This window comes from Nitrincola alkalisediminis (assembly GCF_009821115.1).
Taxonomy (GTDB): Bacteria; Pseudomonadota; Gammaproteobacteria; order Pseudomonadales; family Balneatricaceae; genus Nitrincola; species Nitrincola alkalisediminis.
The window spans coordinates 420,019-434,238 of record NZ_VYTY01000002.1; the positions used below are offsets into that span (position 1 = coordinate 420,019).

Sequence of the window (14,220 nt, forward strand, 5' to 3'; positions counted from 1 at the left end):
AAAAGCGTTTGAGCAGCCGGGTTTAAAAACAAAAAATGGGGCAGCAAACGCCCCACTTTAATCAAAAAATACCGTATCAGATTTAGCCTACGCGGTAGTTAGGTGCTTCTTTTGTAATGCTGACATCATGAACATGACTCTCAGTAATACCCGCGCTGGTAATCCGAACGAACTTAGGCTTAGCGCGCATTTCTTCAATGGTTGCACAGCCTGTATAGCCCATGGAAGCACGCAACCCACCCATCAACTGATGAACAACATTGTGCATAGGGCCTTTACAGGGCACACGCCCTTCGATACCTTCGGGCACAAGCTTCTCCACACCCGCCTTCGCGTCTTGGAAATAGCGATCCGATGAGCCAGTCAATCCCGACATCGCCCCTAAAGATCCCATACCACGGTATGACTTGAAAGAACGACCTTGGAAAAGCTCAACTTCGCCCGGTGCTTCATCCGTACCCGCCAGCATCGAGCCGACCATTACAGCCGACGCGCCAGCCGCTATCGCTTTAGAGATATCACCCGAGAAACGGATACCGCCATCAGCAATCACAGGCACACCGTAAGGCTTCAAAGCTTCGGAAACATTCGCGACCGCGCTAATCTGAGGAACACCAATACCGGCAACGATACGTGTGGTGCAAATAGAGCCTGGACCTATGCCGACTTTTACACCGTCCGCACCCGCTTCAGCCAACGCAATGGCGGCCTCCGCTGTCGCAATGTTGCCCCCCACTACTTGAACCTGCGGGAAATTCTCTTTAACCCAACTTACGCGATCAATAACGCCTTTCGAGTGGCCGTGCGCCGTATCAACGACGATTAAATCGACACCAGCGTTCACCAAGGCTTCAACGCGCTCAGGTGTTTCTGGCCCAGTTCCAACAGCCGCACCGACGATCAAGCGTCCTTTGCCGTCTTTAGCAGCATAAGGGAAGGCTTTGGCTTTGCTCATATCCTTAACGGTCATCATGCCCGTTAAGCGGAAGTTATCATCGACCAACAGAATTTTTTCAATTCGATGCTGACGCAATAAATCACGAATATAAACAGGGTCATCGCCTTCTTTTGCCGTCACTAACCGATCTTTTGGCGTCATGATGGATTCGACACGCGCATCCATATTGCTTTCAAAGCGGACGTCTCGACTGGTCACGATCCCAACTAAATCCTCGCCATCAAGTACAGGAAATCCTGAAAAACCATAATTTTGGGCCATTTCAAGAATTTCTTTTACGCGGGTATCTGGCGAGCATGTCACAGGTTCGGAGACAACCCCTGACTCATATTTCTTGACCTTACGAACCTCAGCGGCCTGTAGCTCTGGCGCTAAGTTCTTGTGAATAATACCAATACCGCCTTCTTGCGCCATAGCGATTGCTAAACGGGCTTCAGTCACGGTGTCCATCGCTGCCGATACTAAAGGCACATTTAATTCAATGCCCTTGGTGAGGCGGGTTTTCAGTGAAACGTCTTTTGGCAGTACTTCTGAATACCCAGGTACTAAAAGTACATCATCAAAGGTAAGTGCTTCTTCAACGATTCGCAACATTATCAAGCAGCCTGTCTGACATTGGAAAAATAAGACCCATTAGTATATACAAGATAGTATAATTTCTCAATCTACCCCAAGCTTTCAATGTCAATACTGTGTTATTTTTATGTAACCGACCTTAGACAAAACGATGAGTCAGTCCAATCATTCTTATGAATTTATCCAAACCTCTCTCTGTCAGCGAACTCAATCAGTCTGCCAAAACATTATTAGAGTCCTCGTTTAGCCTTATTCAAGTGGAAGGGGAGATTTCCAATTTGGCGCGCCCCTCCTCTGGCCATTGGTATTTCACCTTAAAAGACGCACGTGCACAGGTTCGCTGTGCGATGTTTAAAAACCGTACTCAGTTTATTCGAACACTGCCCAAAGAGGGCGACCGAGTGGTTCTTACTGCCAAAGTAAGCTTGTATGAAGGTCGTGGAGACTTCCAACTCATTGCAGAACAAATGGCACTTGGCGGAACTGGGCAATTGCAAATTGCATTTGAAGCCTTGAAGGCCAAGCTTCAGTTTGAAGGGTTATTTTCCACTGAGCATAAACGCGCACTGCCTGTACACCCCACGCATCTTGGTATCATCACGTCGCCAACGGGAGCTGCGATACATGATATTTTACACGTACTCCAGCGCCGTTTTCCCGGTTTAGAGGTCACACTCTATCCGACAGCCGTGCAAGGAAAAGAAGCTGCAGGGCAAATCGTCAAGGCCATTGAATTTGCCAATCGTGATCGTCGCTGTGATGTTTTAATTGTAGGACGTGGCGGTGGCTCGCTTGAGGATCTTTGGCCTTTTAACGAAGAAAGCGTGGCTCGTGCTATTTTTGCCAGCCAACTCCCCATCGTTTCGGCTGTGGGGCATGAGACCGATATCACCATTGCCGACTGGGTGGCGGACTATCGAGCTCCGACGCCTTCTGCGGCCGCTGAAATCTTGAGCCCGAATCAACTCGATATACACAACCAACTATCGCGCCTGACTCGTCAACTTTATCAAGCCATACTGCTGAAGGTGGATACAAGCCGTCAGTCGCTCTCTCATCTGAAAAAGCGTTTACGCCACCCAGGCGATAAACTCAGAGAGCAGGCCCAACGCATTGATCGAGCTGAGCTGCGTCTACACTCGCTGATGCAACGCCAAATCAAAAATACTCAGCTTAAACTTGAACAGCTGAATAAACGGCTGATGAAGCAGGCGCCTTTCAATTTAGTTCAGCAGCACCATCGATACCTACAGCAACTAGACGCACGACACAGGTTAGCGATGCACCAACTCATAAATCATCAACATAATCGCTTAAAACACCAAGCCGCGCTTCTGCATCAAGTGAGCCCACTGGCTACGCTCAGCCGAGGCTATGCCATTTTGCAAACAGCCGATGGCTTAGGTATTACTGAATCGAGTCAGGTTAAGCTTAATGAAACAATCAACGCAAGACTGTCAAAAGGCAGCTTAGCGCTGAGCGTCACTCGTATCGATAATTCGTCGACATAAAATGAGATCTTCTATGCAACTTCATTATCAACGTTCCGGTAACGGTGCTCCTTTACTTATTTTACACGGACTTTTTGGTACCTTGGAGAATTGGGGAGGAATCAGTAAGACACTTAGCGAGCACTTCGATGTTATCAGCATTGATTTGCGCAATCATGGTCGCTCCCCCCATTCAGAGACCATGGACTACCCCAGCATGGCACAAGACCTAGTCGAATTGATCGACACCCTTGGAGTGGCCCCTTGCTATATGCTTGGTCATTCTATGGGGGGGAAAGTGGCGATGGAGTTAGCACTCAATCAACCTCAACTGATTTCAAAACTGATTGTTGCTGACATTTCACCTGTAGCCTACCCGCATCATCATGAGCAAGTCTTTAGTGGTTTATCGAACATTGATCTACCATCCCTATCCTCACGCAATGAGGCGGATGAGCAACTTAAACACATGATTCCAGAGGCCTCTACCCGAGCCTTTCTACTCAAAAATCTCTACAGAACACCGACAAAGCAGTTTGCTTGGCGTATGAATCTAAGCGTGTTAGAACAGGAATATAAAAACATATCAGCCGCCCCTAAGGGTACACCTTACCAAGGCCCTACCCTGTTCATAAAAGGCGGCTTGTCTGCCTATATTCAGCGCGAGCATCAGCAATCGATAGAAACACTCTTTCCGAACTATCAGTTCAAAATTATTGAAGGCACGGGTCATTGGCCACATGCAGAAAAACCTGCGCTCTTCCTAAAATTGGTTGAGCGCTTTCTACTGAGTGAGGGAAAGAGTTAAGCTTGAGTGTCAAATAAAGAGCCGGGTTCATTCAGGCGCTGCAAGGCGCCTGTTTCAACTAAGCGGAGATTCAACTCTTTAATCTTTTCTTGAATTTCAGACAGCTGACGCACAAATTCTTTCAACTTTTCGGCCGTTTCCTGTCGTTGCTCTTTTAGTGCTTCAGCAATCTCTTCACGTTTTTCTCGCTGAGATTCCTCTTCGGTCTCAGCTTCGGAGCGAAACGCTTGCACAGTGCTAAGGGCTGGCGTTTCTTCCTCTTGCTCAGCGCCTATCGTTTGACTTGCTGTCTCGTCAGAAGACTCTGTCTCTTTGGCCAATTTTTCGGCCTGCTCTTTCTGAAGCTCAACCCTAGCTTCGTTCGCCATCGCCCGAGCACTCGCTGCCACCTTTAAATCTTGAGTTGACGGCTCAGCTGGAGCTAAAGCGGCCCTGACAATGGTTTCGGCTTTTTCTAGAGTGGCTTTAGGATCTCCGGGAACTGGCGAGGTATCGATACTGACAGACCCCCCAACAGCATACATCACACCATCAGGTCCACGCTGAAAGTCATAAGTAATCGCTCCTGCATAACGACCACCCGCCGCCTTGTGCGCCAGTTCGTGTTGCTTGACCTCACGATCACGACTCGCCAACTCTTGTAAAACCTGCTGTTTTTGTTGCTCTTGCTGCTGTTCGGCTTTGGAAACAGACGTAGAGGACGACACCCTGTTTACAGGCGCATTAACACCTTCAGTGGGAACGATGCGAGTCGAAGGAGGAGGCAGAGAGGCCGAATTTTTGGTGTCGACCTCAGAAGCGTTTGCAGAGACTGGCAAAGAGGAAATCGCGCCAGTGTTCGCACTTTTTCCTCCTGCAGGGATAACAGGAGTATAGCTATTGATTTGCATACAACAGCCCTCCGTTTAATTCAAAACCCGATAGGTTTACTCACACTCGGGTATCAATCATTGAGCCTAGAACTTCGCTGCTCTCGCTCACCACTTGCGTGGAAGCCGCAGCAACATTTGCATTAACAGCAGATTGAGCAACAGCCGGATTGACTTCAACACCCGTCGCCAATTCAGGCCGATCTGAACGGCCTGTTCCTTGAATATCACCTGCCTGGCGCTGATTGTTATCCAATCCACGATTAACGTTCAAAAGCCCCGTTGCCTGGGCAGAAACACCATTGATATTCATACGTCACCTGTTTGCTTTTTTGTTTCTTAAGTTGTTAGAAACGTCAATCTGAGTATAGCACATATGACAGAATTGAGCATATTTTGTTCAATTTTTTTTAGACGACCTCTAAACACTCAATACTGAGACATGCTGCCGCAGCTTCAGCGCTGGGTGCAGCCATATAGGGTATATGTCCCAAGAATGGCGCAGGAATTCGTTCTTGCAAGGAGCGTATATTTTCATTCAGTACGAGCATTGATGGCTCGGTTTCGACTGCCACCCATCCGGCTAGTTGCAAACCGTCTCGACGAATGGATTCAGCGGTCAGCAAGGCATGATTAAGACAACCGAGCTTCATTCCCACAACCAATATCACCGGGATCTCTAGAAGCTTGGGTATGTCTGCCATGGTTTCTCTGCGGTTCAAAGGAACGCGCCATCCACCAGCCCCTTCAATAATGTATATGTTGGCATCGTGCAGCATAGCTCCACGGCAAAACGCAGCAATCCGCTCGGCACTGAGCATTTTAAAACCCGCCGCCAAATGAGGCGCTATGGGCTGTGCTAACGCCACAGGGTTCACTAAGTCGTAATCCAACTCAACACTCGCTGCGTTTTGCAACTGCAAAGCATCGTCGTTGCGCAATCCCTCGGGTGTCATCTCACAACCTGCCGCAACGGGTTTTAATCCAATCGTTGCATACCCCTGCTGATTAAATAAGGTTAACAGGGCAGTTGACACCAGTGTTTTACCGACCCCAGTATCCGTGCCGGTAATAAAAAAATGTTGTTTCATTCAGATACCTTTACAAGATCTAAAAAACACACGTCATAGGTTGCGATCACACCGCCTCCCTCTGAAAAAGGCTCATAGGCTTTCATCAGTTGACGCGCAGAATAGCGTTTACTCAAACCCGATGATGCCTTGCCAATGACATGATTGGCACCAATTTTTTTTAAATCTCTCATCAAGCTCATCACATCGGGATAGCTCAAAGGATAGGACTTTTCTTCAGAGTCCACTGAGAAATATGGCTGCACATACTTGAGAATATCACCATGAGATAAAAAACGATTCACATGCACATCATTGTCGATACTTCGCCATGCTTGCTTTAATTCAAAGAGACTCGATTCAGTCAAGGTTGCCAAAGTTGCACGACCACCGACCTTTAAAACTCGATGCAACTCCTTAAATAACTGGCTTGGATCAAAACACCATTGCACAGCCAAACTACTAAAAATATGATGCACTGTATCCGCAGCGAAGGGAAGATGCTCTGCATCACCACAGACTCTGCTCACCGCCAACCGATCACATCGGCCAGACGCCTGCGCCAACATGCCTTCCGCTATATCCAATGCGATGAGTACACCTCGCGGATTCAATTGCCGAAGACAGGGCAATGCATAGCCCGTTCCCACACCTAAATCTAACCAGACCTCATTCGCAGCCTGCGCGGAGTTCACTCGGGTGCTCAATAAATAATCGGCCACCTCTCGCTGAAAAGAGGCCACACTATCATACTCCTTTGCCGCACGACTAAACTGTGCCGCAATTTTGCGCTTTTCATCAGCATAACCTGCAATCATACGTCCTCCTCAGCCACTAGATTCTGCTGACGCAAGAAGTCGTACAAATATCGATTCACCTGTTCCGGCTCGGAGATAAAAGGTAGATGAGCGGAACCTTCAATCAACCCAACCGTTGATTGAAGGTTTAGAGGGCTAACCTCAGACATAATCTCTAGCGGAACCAACGCATCATGCTCAGAATAGAGCAACAATGAAGGACAATTGAGCTGAACCAGTTCGGAACGGGCATCCGATGCCAACAATCCAAGGTATTGCAAAGACTGCTCTAATGCCTGTGCATCCAAGTAGTCTTTTCGATTTGCTAACAAGGCCTTACGTTCTTTTGATGCCTGGACGGAACCCTGCGATTGCAGAGCAATAAAACGCATCTGCATTTGCCGAACATTCGCTTTAAAATCTGAGGAAAATACCTGAAACACATCCTGCGGCATTGCAGGGTGCCAGCCGACCTTCTGAACAAAGCAAGGGTTCCAGCCTAACGTAATAAGAGCTTTTGCCTGCAATCGATCTGCAATCCAGCTGGCCACCAATCCACCTAATGACCAGCCAAGTAAAATCGCCTTTTGAGGCACTTGCTCAAGCAGCGCGTCGATTAAATGCAACTTAAGGTCTTTGATGCTCTCATTTCCACTTGGCAGTGGTACTGACTGATAATCGATCTTGGTGATCCGAAAACTCGAAGACCATCTGGATAGGAATCCATCAAATATGCTCGGATCACTGCCCCACCCGCTTAACACCACTAGGTCTAAAGGTGCATTTCCCGCCTGTTTCGCACTCATGACTGACGCTCCACCGGTTCAACAAACAAGGGCGCCAAATCAGACAGAGCATCCAGCAACCGATCTAGGTGGGTAAAATCATGCAGTGCTGTCAAGGTCACTCGTAGACGTGACTGTCCATCCGGCACCGTCGGTGGTCGTATCGCAGTCACCAGTATCCCTTTCTCTCTCAAGGCATGACTGATCTTAAGGGCCTGTTGCGATCCCCCCACCTGTAAAGGCTGAATCGGTGTCGATGATGGCATTAAGGGAAGGTTGAGTGCTTGGCATCCATTTTTAAAATAGGCAATTAACGCCTGAAGTTTTTGACGCCGCCACCCCTCTGCTTGAATCAAGGACAAACTTACACGCGTCGCTTCAGCAATAGCAGGCGATAGACTCGTTGTATAAATATAAGGTCTCGCAAATTGAATCAGCGTTTCGATTAGAGCATGAGATCCAACAACAAAGGCGCCTGAGGTACCGAACGCCTTGCCAAGCGTGCCGATCAGAATCGGTAATTGCGCTTGCGATGCGCGATACACTTCAGCGACACCGCCGCCATTTTCACCAAGACACCCAAAACCATGAGCATCATCAATCATCAGCCATGCATTATGAGACTGACAGACACGACTCAAGCGATCAATTTCGGCGGTATCACCATCCATGCTAAATACACCATCGCTGACCACCAGTTTCCGATTCGCCTGAGACTGGATCAAGCGCTTTTCAAGCACGTCATAGTTGAGGTGCGGATAGCGATTGAATGTGGCACGACTCAACAATCCGCCATCAATCAGAGAGGCATGATTCAGTTTATCTTGGAAGATAGCATCGGATGCATGCGTCAATGCCGTGATCACGCCCATATTGGCCATGTATCCATTTGAAAATAATAGTGCCCTTTCCCGTCCCGTAAACGCGGCCAACTCTTCCTCTAATTGGTGATGAGCTTGACTGTGACCACAGACCAAGTGAGAGGCTCCACCACCACAACCATACTCATGTGCAGCCCTCGTCAGTGCAGATACAACTTGGAGGTCAGCTGCCAAGCCAAGGTAATCATTGGAGCAAAATGCTAGCAATGACTCCCCTTCAACCTGCAAGAGCGGTTTTTGTGGGCCACTATGCGTTAGCCGTCGACGGTACAAATGCGACAACGCACGTTCATCGAGTGCGGCCTGCAAGATTAAATCCATGGAGTTCATCGTGATGCATCGTAGAAAAATTCACGATCCTTCTGAATTTGGATTTGATCCATCAACTGCGCTACCTCGTCATCCTCATCGGAGACTTGAATCGGCTCCGGATGAATACCTAATTTTTTAAACAAAGCCCGATCTGCATCCGCCATCGGATTTTCGGTTGTCAGCAGCTTTTCACCGTAAAAAATAGAGTTCGCACCTGCCAAAAAGCACAGAGCCTGCATTTGTTCATTCATCGCCGTTCTTCCCGCCGACAAACGCACATGTGACGCTGGCATCATAATCCGAGCAACAGCCAGGGTTCGAATAAACTCAAAGGGTTCAAGATCTTCAACATCGGCTAAAGGCGTCCCTTCTACTCTCACCAACATATTAATGGGTACTGACTCTGGGTGTGCCGGCAAGTTTGCCAAGGTTAAGAGCAGACCGACTCGATCTCGTTGGCTTTCTCCGAGCCCTAAAATGCCACCACAGCACACTTTCATGCCCACGTCCCGAACATGTGACAGGGTGTCTAAACGCTCTTGATAGGAGCGTGTTGTGATGATCTGACCATAGTATTCAGGGGAGGTGTCCAGATTGTGATTGTAGTAGTCTAAGCCCGCCTCGGCGAGTGAAGCCGCCTGCTCGGAACTTAAGCTTCCAAGCGTCATGCAGGTTTCTAACCCCATCGCTTTAACGCCTTGCACCATCTCTAAAATCGCGGGCATATCCTTTGCTCTGGGGTTTTTCCACGCGGCCCCCATGCAAAAACGTGTTGCGCCTTTTGCCTTTGCGGCACGGGCCTCTTCTAATACAGCCCTCACTTTCATCAAACGTTCGGTTTCGAGATCCGTGTTGTAATGGGCACTTTGAGGACAGTATTTACAGTCTTCTGGACAAGCACCGGTTTTAATCGAAAGCAACGTACTCACTTGAACCGCATTCGGATCAAAATACGCCCTATGGACCGTCTGTGCTTGATAAATCAAATCACTAAAGGGTAACGAAAAAAGAGCCTGAACCTCTGGCTCTGTCCAATCATGACGTATTGCGCTAGAGTATTGCATTGAGTGACCTTATTTTAATGATCAACGCTGGCCAAATGGATGTCGGCCAACACTGATGTGCGTGTACAGGATATTAGGTAGCGATAATAATTTGACAAAAGGACTTGTCAACCAATGCTTTTCAACAAAGTTAACAAGTGGTTAAAAAATAACCATACATGTGTATTGTGCGGTTTGCACCCTGCGAACACGTTCGGCATCTGTGATGACTGCATGTCCGACCTTCCTTGGTCGATATCCTGCTGTCATCAATGTGGACGTCCCACCCCTTTTCCGACTAAGCAGATTTGCACATGCTGCCTAAAACACGCCCCAGCCTTTGATACAACCCTAGCCACTTTTCGATATGTATTTCCGATTGATCGATTGCTACCCAGCATTAAATACGCCAAGAAAACCTCACATCTAGGCTGGCTATCGAGTCTTATGTCGGAGTATATCCTGTCAAAAGACCTTCCACTCCCTGATGCCTTAGTCCCAGTACCCATGCACCCGTGGGATGAAATAAAACGAGGGTACAATCAGTCATCCTTGCTTACTCATCTGATTTCGAAACAATTAACCTTGCCTGCCCATTTAGGTGCGATTCGAAAAATCAAACGAACCCCGCATCAAAAAGAGTTAAATTTTATTGAGCGTCAACAGAATCTGATCGATTGCTTTCGCCTCAACAAGCCTCTTCCTAAGCGAGTCGCAATCGTGGATGATGTGATGACAACGGGCAGCACCGTCAATGAAATTAGTCGGTTGCTCAAAAACAACGGCGTCGAAACCGTTGACATTTGGGTCTTGGCTCGCACGCCTGAATAATCCGGCATAAAGATTATTTTTCGTTAAGTTTCAGGCTATTATTAGATAAAAATAAAGCAATCAGATCAGCAAAGGATCTCCCCTATGACATTTGAAATGTTTGGCCAGTTGCTCGGCGGCATAGGTATGTTTTTACTGGGCATGCAACTGCTCACCAACGGTATGAAAAACGCAGCAGGACGTTCGCTTAAAAAAGCCCTGGAGTTTGCCACACGTTCACGTCTAAGAGGGCTCGTATCTGGAACACTGATTACCGCTCTTGTGCAGTCATCAAGTGCAGTTACCGTTGCAACCTTAGGGTTTGTGAATGCGGGTCTGCTCACTTTGGGTCAGTCAATTGCTGTTATTTATGGCTGCAATATTGGCACAACCATGGTGGGATGGCTCGTGGCCACCATCGGCTTCAAAATTCAGATCAGCGCATTTGCCCTACCCATTATTGGTATGGGAATGTTGCTGCAAGTTATCGGGAAACAACAGCGTATCTCGCACCTCGGCACAGCGCTCGTCGGTTTTGGTATTTTCTTTATCGGCCTTGATTTTATGAGGGCTGGATTTGATGGATTAAGCGATGATTTTCAGTTAGCGGCTTTGGGAACGGGTGTATTGGCCTTAGGGTTATTTGTCATTGCAGGTTTCGTCATGACATTTTTAATGCAAGCGTCTGCAGCCGTCATGGCCATTGCCTTGTCCTTGGTGTACACCGATTCGATTACCATGTCAGCTGCCGCAGCCGTTGTCATCGGAGCCAACCTCGGCACAACAACCACCGCAATTCTGGCGTCAATTGGCGCAACAGCCAATGCGAAGCGTATCTCGGCTGCACATGTAGCCTTTAATCTATTAACCGGTTGTGTTGGGCTTGTGTTGCTCATGCTATTGGCAGGACAGTTAGATGCCCTGAATCCGCAACAATATGACTTGGTTATATTACTCGCCTTGTTTCACACGTTATTTAATGTCATGGGTGTTGTCCTCATGTGGCCGCTGACAACACCTCTGGAGCGCTTTTTACTCACCCGTTTTCGTAGCCAAGAAGAAGATGAGGCAAGACCCCGTTTCATCGATAAGACCATCATTAATACGCCAACCCTCGCTATCGAAGCCATCAGCCTTGAACTCAGCCGCGTCAGCCAATTATCAAGCCGTTTAGCTAGAGAAGCCATTAGCTCAGAGCGTAATGCCACAGCTAAACTGGAGCAACAAGCCAAGGGGATTCAATACTTAATTGGTAAAATTGCTGAATTTAATCAAGAGATTGGACGTCAAAATCTATCACCCGACATTCATGAAGTACTCCCCATTTCCATGCGCGTCATGCGCTACTACAGCGAAGTCACTCGCTTATCAGCAAAACTGCCTGAATTTTATTCAATGCTTGACCAAGTCGAAAACAAGAGCGTTAAACAAGCTATTTTTAATTATCAGAAACAAGTGATTGCCTTGATCGATCTATGTGAAATTAAGGAAGGGAGTTCTGTTCAAGGTACCCAAGGCCATCAACTTGTCTTAACCTTGGAAAAAGAATACCAAACCTTGAAAAGTCTTTTGCTTGAGCAAAGTACCTTAGGCCATTTATCAAGTGAAGACAGCATCGCGCTTTTAGATGCTGTCAGCCATATTAACCGTCTTGCTGAACAGGTTGAAAAAGGTGCACGTTACTGGAGCTACGCTACACCCGCTGCTCAGAGAGCCCCTTTGGCAATGCCGACTGCAGCGACGAACTAACAAGAAGGTTCTATGTCCCTTACACTCGATTACATAGGTCAAGTGCACAGCCCATTTAAAGAGAAATTTGGCATTCCAAGGCAACCGGGGTTAGCAAACACGCTTAAGGCAAGCATCGAGATTTGGCAGCCCTATGGTTCTGCCGCCAGCGTCAAAGGACTGGAGGACGTCTCACATATCTGGGTTATTTTTGCGTTCAGTGCGACGGCTGCTGCTGGCTGGAAAGCCAGTGTGCGCCCGCCTCGACTGGGTGGCAATGAGAAAATGGGCGTTTTTGCAACCCGTTCGACCTTTCGGCCCAATCCAATCGGGCTCTCAGCGGTCAAATTGGATGGCGTACGCATTGATAAAGACAAAGTCTGGTTAGATGTGTCGGGAGCAGACCTTCTAGACGGCACCCCGGTTTTGGACATCAAGCCTTATCTTCCTTATTCGGACTGTTTAACAGATGCCGAGCTTAACTGGGCTGCCGATGCGCCTGATAGCCAAAAAGAGGTGGTCTTTTCAGCGTCAGCCATTCAAGTGTGTGACCGCATCGAAACATCTCAAGGCTATTCCTTGAAAGCCCAGATTGAAGACGTGCTAAGACTCGATCCACGCCCCTCCTATAAATCTGACAAGGATGAGCGTATCTATGGACTTGCGTTACATGAGTTTAACATACGCTGGAAAGTCGAGGCGCAATCTATCCAAGTCCTGAGTATTGATGCGCTTGACACCCGCTCCACTCCATAATTCCATTGAGAGCTCCACTATGCATGATCCAAAACTCACAGGTGCACTCGCCTTTGATCGTGAGCACATTTGGCACCCCTATTCATCCATGACGGACCCGCTTGAGGTGTATCCCGTCACCTCAGCCAAGGGGGTCAGAATCACACTGGCCAACGGCCAAACCTTAATAGATGGCATGGCGTCTTGGTGGTCTGTCATTCATGGCTATGGACACCCACGTCTGAATCAAGCCGCGAAAAATCAAATCGATGCCTTTTCACATGTAATGTTTGGCGGCTTAACGCATATGCCAGCGATTGATTTAGCACAAAAACTGGTGCGGATAACCCCCGATGGCTTGGAGAAGGTGTTTTTTTCTGACTCAGGCTCTGTCAGTGTTGAAGTCGCCATCAAAATGGCTTTGCAGTATCAGCAAGCACGTGGGTATACCCGTAAAAATCGCATCATCAGTTTACGTCGTGGCTACCACGGTGACACGTTTGCCGCTATGTCGGTCTGCGATCCCGTTACAGGGATGCATCAGATTTTTCAAGGGGCCTTACCCAGTCAAATTTTTCTTCCAGCACCTGAAACCCCCTTTGGAGAGGCACTGCTCGCATCCGATTTAGATGCATTGGAGAGGACGTTCAAGCAGCATCATACGGAGGCCGCAGCCCTTATTCTGGAACCGATTGTTCAAGGTGCTGGTGGCATGCGCTTTTACTCCGCTGACTATATTCGTCATGCCAGACGCCTCTGCGATCAATATGGCTGCCTGCTCATTGCCGACGAAATTGCCACGGGGTTTGGTCGTACAGGCCAACTGTTTGCTTGCGAACACGCCAATATCGCCCCCGATATTCTGTGCTTAGGCAAAGCGCTCACGGGCGGCTATCTTAGCCTAGCTGCAACACTGACCACCGATCATGTTGCCAAAACCATCTCTCAAGGCGGTGCGGGATGCTTCATGCATGGTCCAACCTTTATGGCCAATCCTCTCGCGTGTGCCATTGCACTGGAAAGCGTAACGCTACTGCTTGAGGGGGATTGGAAAAGCAATATCCTAAGGCTTGAAGCTCAACTAACGCAACATCTCGCGATCCTCAAGAATCATCCCAAGGTTGCCGATGTGCGTTGCCTCGGCGGTATTGGTGTCGTCGAACTTAACGCCCCCTGCGAACTCAAACGCTTGCAACCAAAGTTCGTTGAAGAAGGCATTTGGGTGCGCCCATTTGGAAAACTGGTTTATGTCATGCCACCTTATGTAATCACAGATGAGGACTTGGCGACCTTATGCCAGGGCATAGTGCGAGTTGTAACCTCACTTTAATCTCGTTCAGATTGACTTGTTACAACGC

General features: G+C 48.2%; 14 protein-coding genes. 6 read left to right on the forward strand and 8 right to left on the reverse strand.

Translation table 11 applies throughout. The features are described 5' to 3' along the window. Positions 1-82: 82 nt before the first annotated feature. The gene (gene guaB, locus F5971_RS05065) at positions 83-1,552 is read right to left on the reverse strand and encodes an IMP dehydrogenase (protein ID WP_193494332.1); all 1,470 of its coding nucleotides are present in this window, start codon (positions 1,550-1,552) and stop codon (positions 83-85) included. 155 nt (positions 1,553-1,707) lie between these two features. Between guaB and xseA the strand changes: the two genes are divergently transcribed. Together xseA and F5971_RS05075 are read left to right on the forward strand one after the other, a co-directional pair. After that, positions 1,708-3,045 carry an exodeoxyribonuclease VII large subunit gene (gene xseA / locus F5971_RS05070; RefSeq protein ID WP_193494333.1) on the forward strand — a complete coding sequence of 446 codons (1,338 nt, stop codon included), beginning with the start codon at positions 1,708-1,710 and terminating at the stop codon, positions 3,043-3,045. A 13-nt stretch (positions 3,046-3,058) separates the two neighbouring features. Beyond that, a complete protein-coding gene (locus F5971_RS05075) occupies positions 3,059-3,832 on the forward strand; it encodes an alpha/beta fold hydrolase (protein ID WP_036509391.1) in 774 nt (257 codons plus the stop codon). Here F5971_RS05075 and F5971_RS05080 read toward each other — a convergent pair. From F5971_RS05080 to bioB, 7 genes are all read right to left on the reverse strand, one after another. Continuing rightward, a complete protein-coding gene (locus F5971_RS05080; protein ID WP_193494334.1) occupies positions 3,829-4,722 on the reverse strand; it encodes a putative metalloprotease CJM1_0395 family protein in 894 nt (297 codons plus the stop codon). The two genes, F5971_RS05075 and F5971_RS05080, sit on opposite strands and share 4 nt — an antisense overlap. A 40-nt stretch (positions 4,723-4,762) precedes the next feature. Further along, entirely contained in the window at positions 4,763-5,014 is a 252-nt protein-coding gene (locus F5971_RS05085; protein ID WP_237748540.1) for a hypothetical protein, read from the reverse strand. Between the two features lie 97 nt (positions 5,015-5,111). Further along, entirely contained in the window at positions 5,112-5,792 is a 681-nt protein-coding gene (gene bioD / locus F5971_RS05090) for a dethiobiotin synthase (RefSeq protein ID WP_036509389.1), read from the reverse strand. Further along, positions 5,789-6,589, reverse strand: a complete 801-nt coding sequence (bioC, locus tag F5971_RS05095; protein ID WP_036509386.1) for a malonyl-ACP O-methyltransferase BioC — start codon at positions 6,587-6,589, stop codon at positions 5,789-5,791. Before bioC ends, bioD begins: the two co-directional genes overlap by 4 nt. After that, positions 6,586-7,374 (reverse strand): alpha/beta fold hydrolase, encoded by a 789-nt coding sequence (locus F5971_RS05100; protein ID WP_036509383.1) that lies wholly within the window; start codon positions 7,372-7,374, stop codon positions 6,586-6,588. The genes bioC and F5971_RS05100 overlap by 4 nt, the downstream gene beginning before the upstream one ends. After that, complete coding sequence (gene bioF, locus F5971_RS05105) at positions 7,371-8,555, reverse strand: 8-amino-7-oxononanoate synthase (protein ID WP_193494335.1); 1,185 nt, start codon at positions 8,553-8,555, stop codon at positions 7,371-7,373. Before bioF ends, F5971_RS05100 begins: the two co-directional genes overlap by 4 nt. A 5-nt stretch (positions 8,556-8,560) precedes the next feature. Beyond that, entirely contained in the window at positions 8,561-9,610 is a 1,050-nt protein-coding gene (bioB, locus tag F5971_RS05110; protein ID WP_036509367.1) for a biotin synthase BioB, read from the reverse strand. A gap of 114 nt (positions 9,611-9,724) precedes the next feature. On the opposite strand from bioB, the gene F5971_RS05115 reads away from it, so the two are divergent. From F5971_RS05115 to bioA, 4 genes are all read left to right on the forward strand, one after another. Further along, on the forward strand, positions 9,725-10,420 hold the full coding sequence (locus F5971_RS05115; RefSeq protein WP_081763765.1) for a ComFC family protein: 696 nt from the start codon (positions 9,725-9,727) through the stop codon (positions 10,418-10,420). Positions 10,421-10,504: 84 nt separating this feature from the next. After that, positions 10,505-12,148 (forward strand): Na/Pi cotransporter family protein, encoded by a 1,644-nt coding sequence (locus F5971_RS05120; protein WP_036509364.1) that lies wholly within the window; start codon positions 10,505-10,507, stop codon positions 12,146-12,148. Between the two features lie 12 nt (positions 12,149-12,160). Further along, a complete protein-coding gene (gene tsaA / locus F5971_RS05125) occupies positions 12,161-12,883 on the forward strand; it encodes a tRNA (N6-threonylcarbamoyladenosine(37)-N6)-methyltransferase TrmO (RefSeq protein ID WP_036509362.1) in 723 nt (240 codons plus the stop codon). A 19-nt stretch (positions 12,884-12,902) separates the two neighbouring features. Beyond that, entirely contained in the window at positions 12,903-14,192 is a 1,290-nt protein-coding gene (gene bioA / locus F5971_RS05130) for an adenosylmethionine--8-amino-7-oxononanoate transaminase (RefSeq protein WP_193494336.1), read from the forward strand. The last annotated feature ends 28 nt before the right edge of the window (positions 14,193-14,220 follow it).

Bases quoted from the DNA above. Each gene is read 5' to 3' on its own strand.
- guaB (WP_193494332.1), bottom strand. From the start codon at position 1,552: ATGTTGCGAATCGTTGAAGAAGCACTTACCTTTGATGATGTACTTTTA.
- xseA (WP_193494333.1), top strand. From the start codon at position 1,708: ATGAATTTATCCAAACCTCTCTCTGTCAGCGAACTCAATCAGTCTGCC.
- F5971_RS05075 (WP_036509391.1), top strand. From the start codon at position 3,059: ATGCAACTTCATTATCAACGTTCCGGTAACGGTGCTCCTTTACTTATT.
- F5971_RS05080 (WP_193494334.1), bottom strand. From the start codon at position 4,722: ATGCAAATCAATAGCTATACTCCTGTTATCCCTGCAGGAGGAAAAAGT.
- F5971_RS05085 (WP_237748540.1), bottom strand. From the start codon at position 5,014: ATGAATATCAATGGTGTTTCTGCCCAGGCAACGGGGCTTTTGAACGTT.
- bioD (WP_036509389.1), bottom strand. From the start codon at position 5,792: ATGAAACAACATTTTTTTATTACCGGCACGGATACTGGGGTCGGTAAA.
- bioC (WP_036509386.1), bottom strand. From the start codon at position 6,589: ATGATTGCAGGTTATGCTGATGAAAAGCGCAAAATTGCGGCACAGTTT.
- F5971_RS05100 (WP_036509383.1), bottom strand. From the start codon at position 7,374: ATGAGTGCGAAACAGGCGGGAAATGCACCTTTAGACCTAGTGGTGTTA.
- bioF (WP_193494335.1), bottom strand. From the start codon at position 8,555: ATGGATTTAATCTTGCAGGCCGCACTCGATGAACGTGCGTTGTCGCAT.
- bioB (WP_036509367.1), bottom strand. From the start codon at position 9,610: ATGCAATACTCTAGCGCAATACGTCATGATTGGACAGAGCCAGAGGTT.
- F5971_RS05115 (WP_081763765.1), top strand. From the start codon at position 9,725: ATGCTTTTCAACAAAGTTAACAAGTGGTTAAAAAATAACCATACATGT.
- F5971_RS05120 (WP_036509364.1), top strand. From the start codon at position 10,505: ATGACATTTGAAATGTTTGGCCAGTTGCTCGGCGGCATAGGTATGTTT.
- tsaA (WP_036509362.1), top strand. From the start codon at position 12,161: ATGTCCCTTACACTCGATTACATAGGTCAAGTGCACAGCCCATTTAAA.
- bioA (WP_193494336.1), top strand. From the start codon at position 12,903: ATGCATGATCCAAAACTCACAGGTGCACTCGCCTTTGATCGTGAGCAC.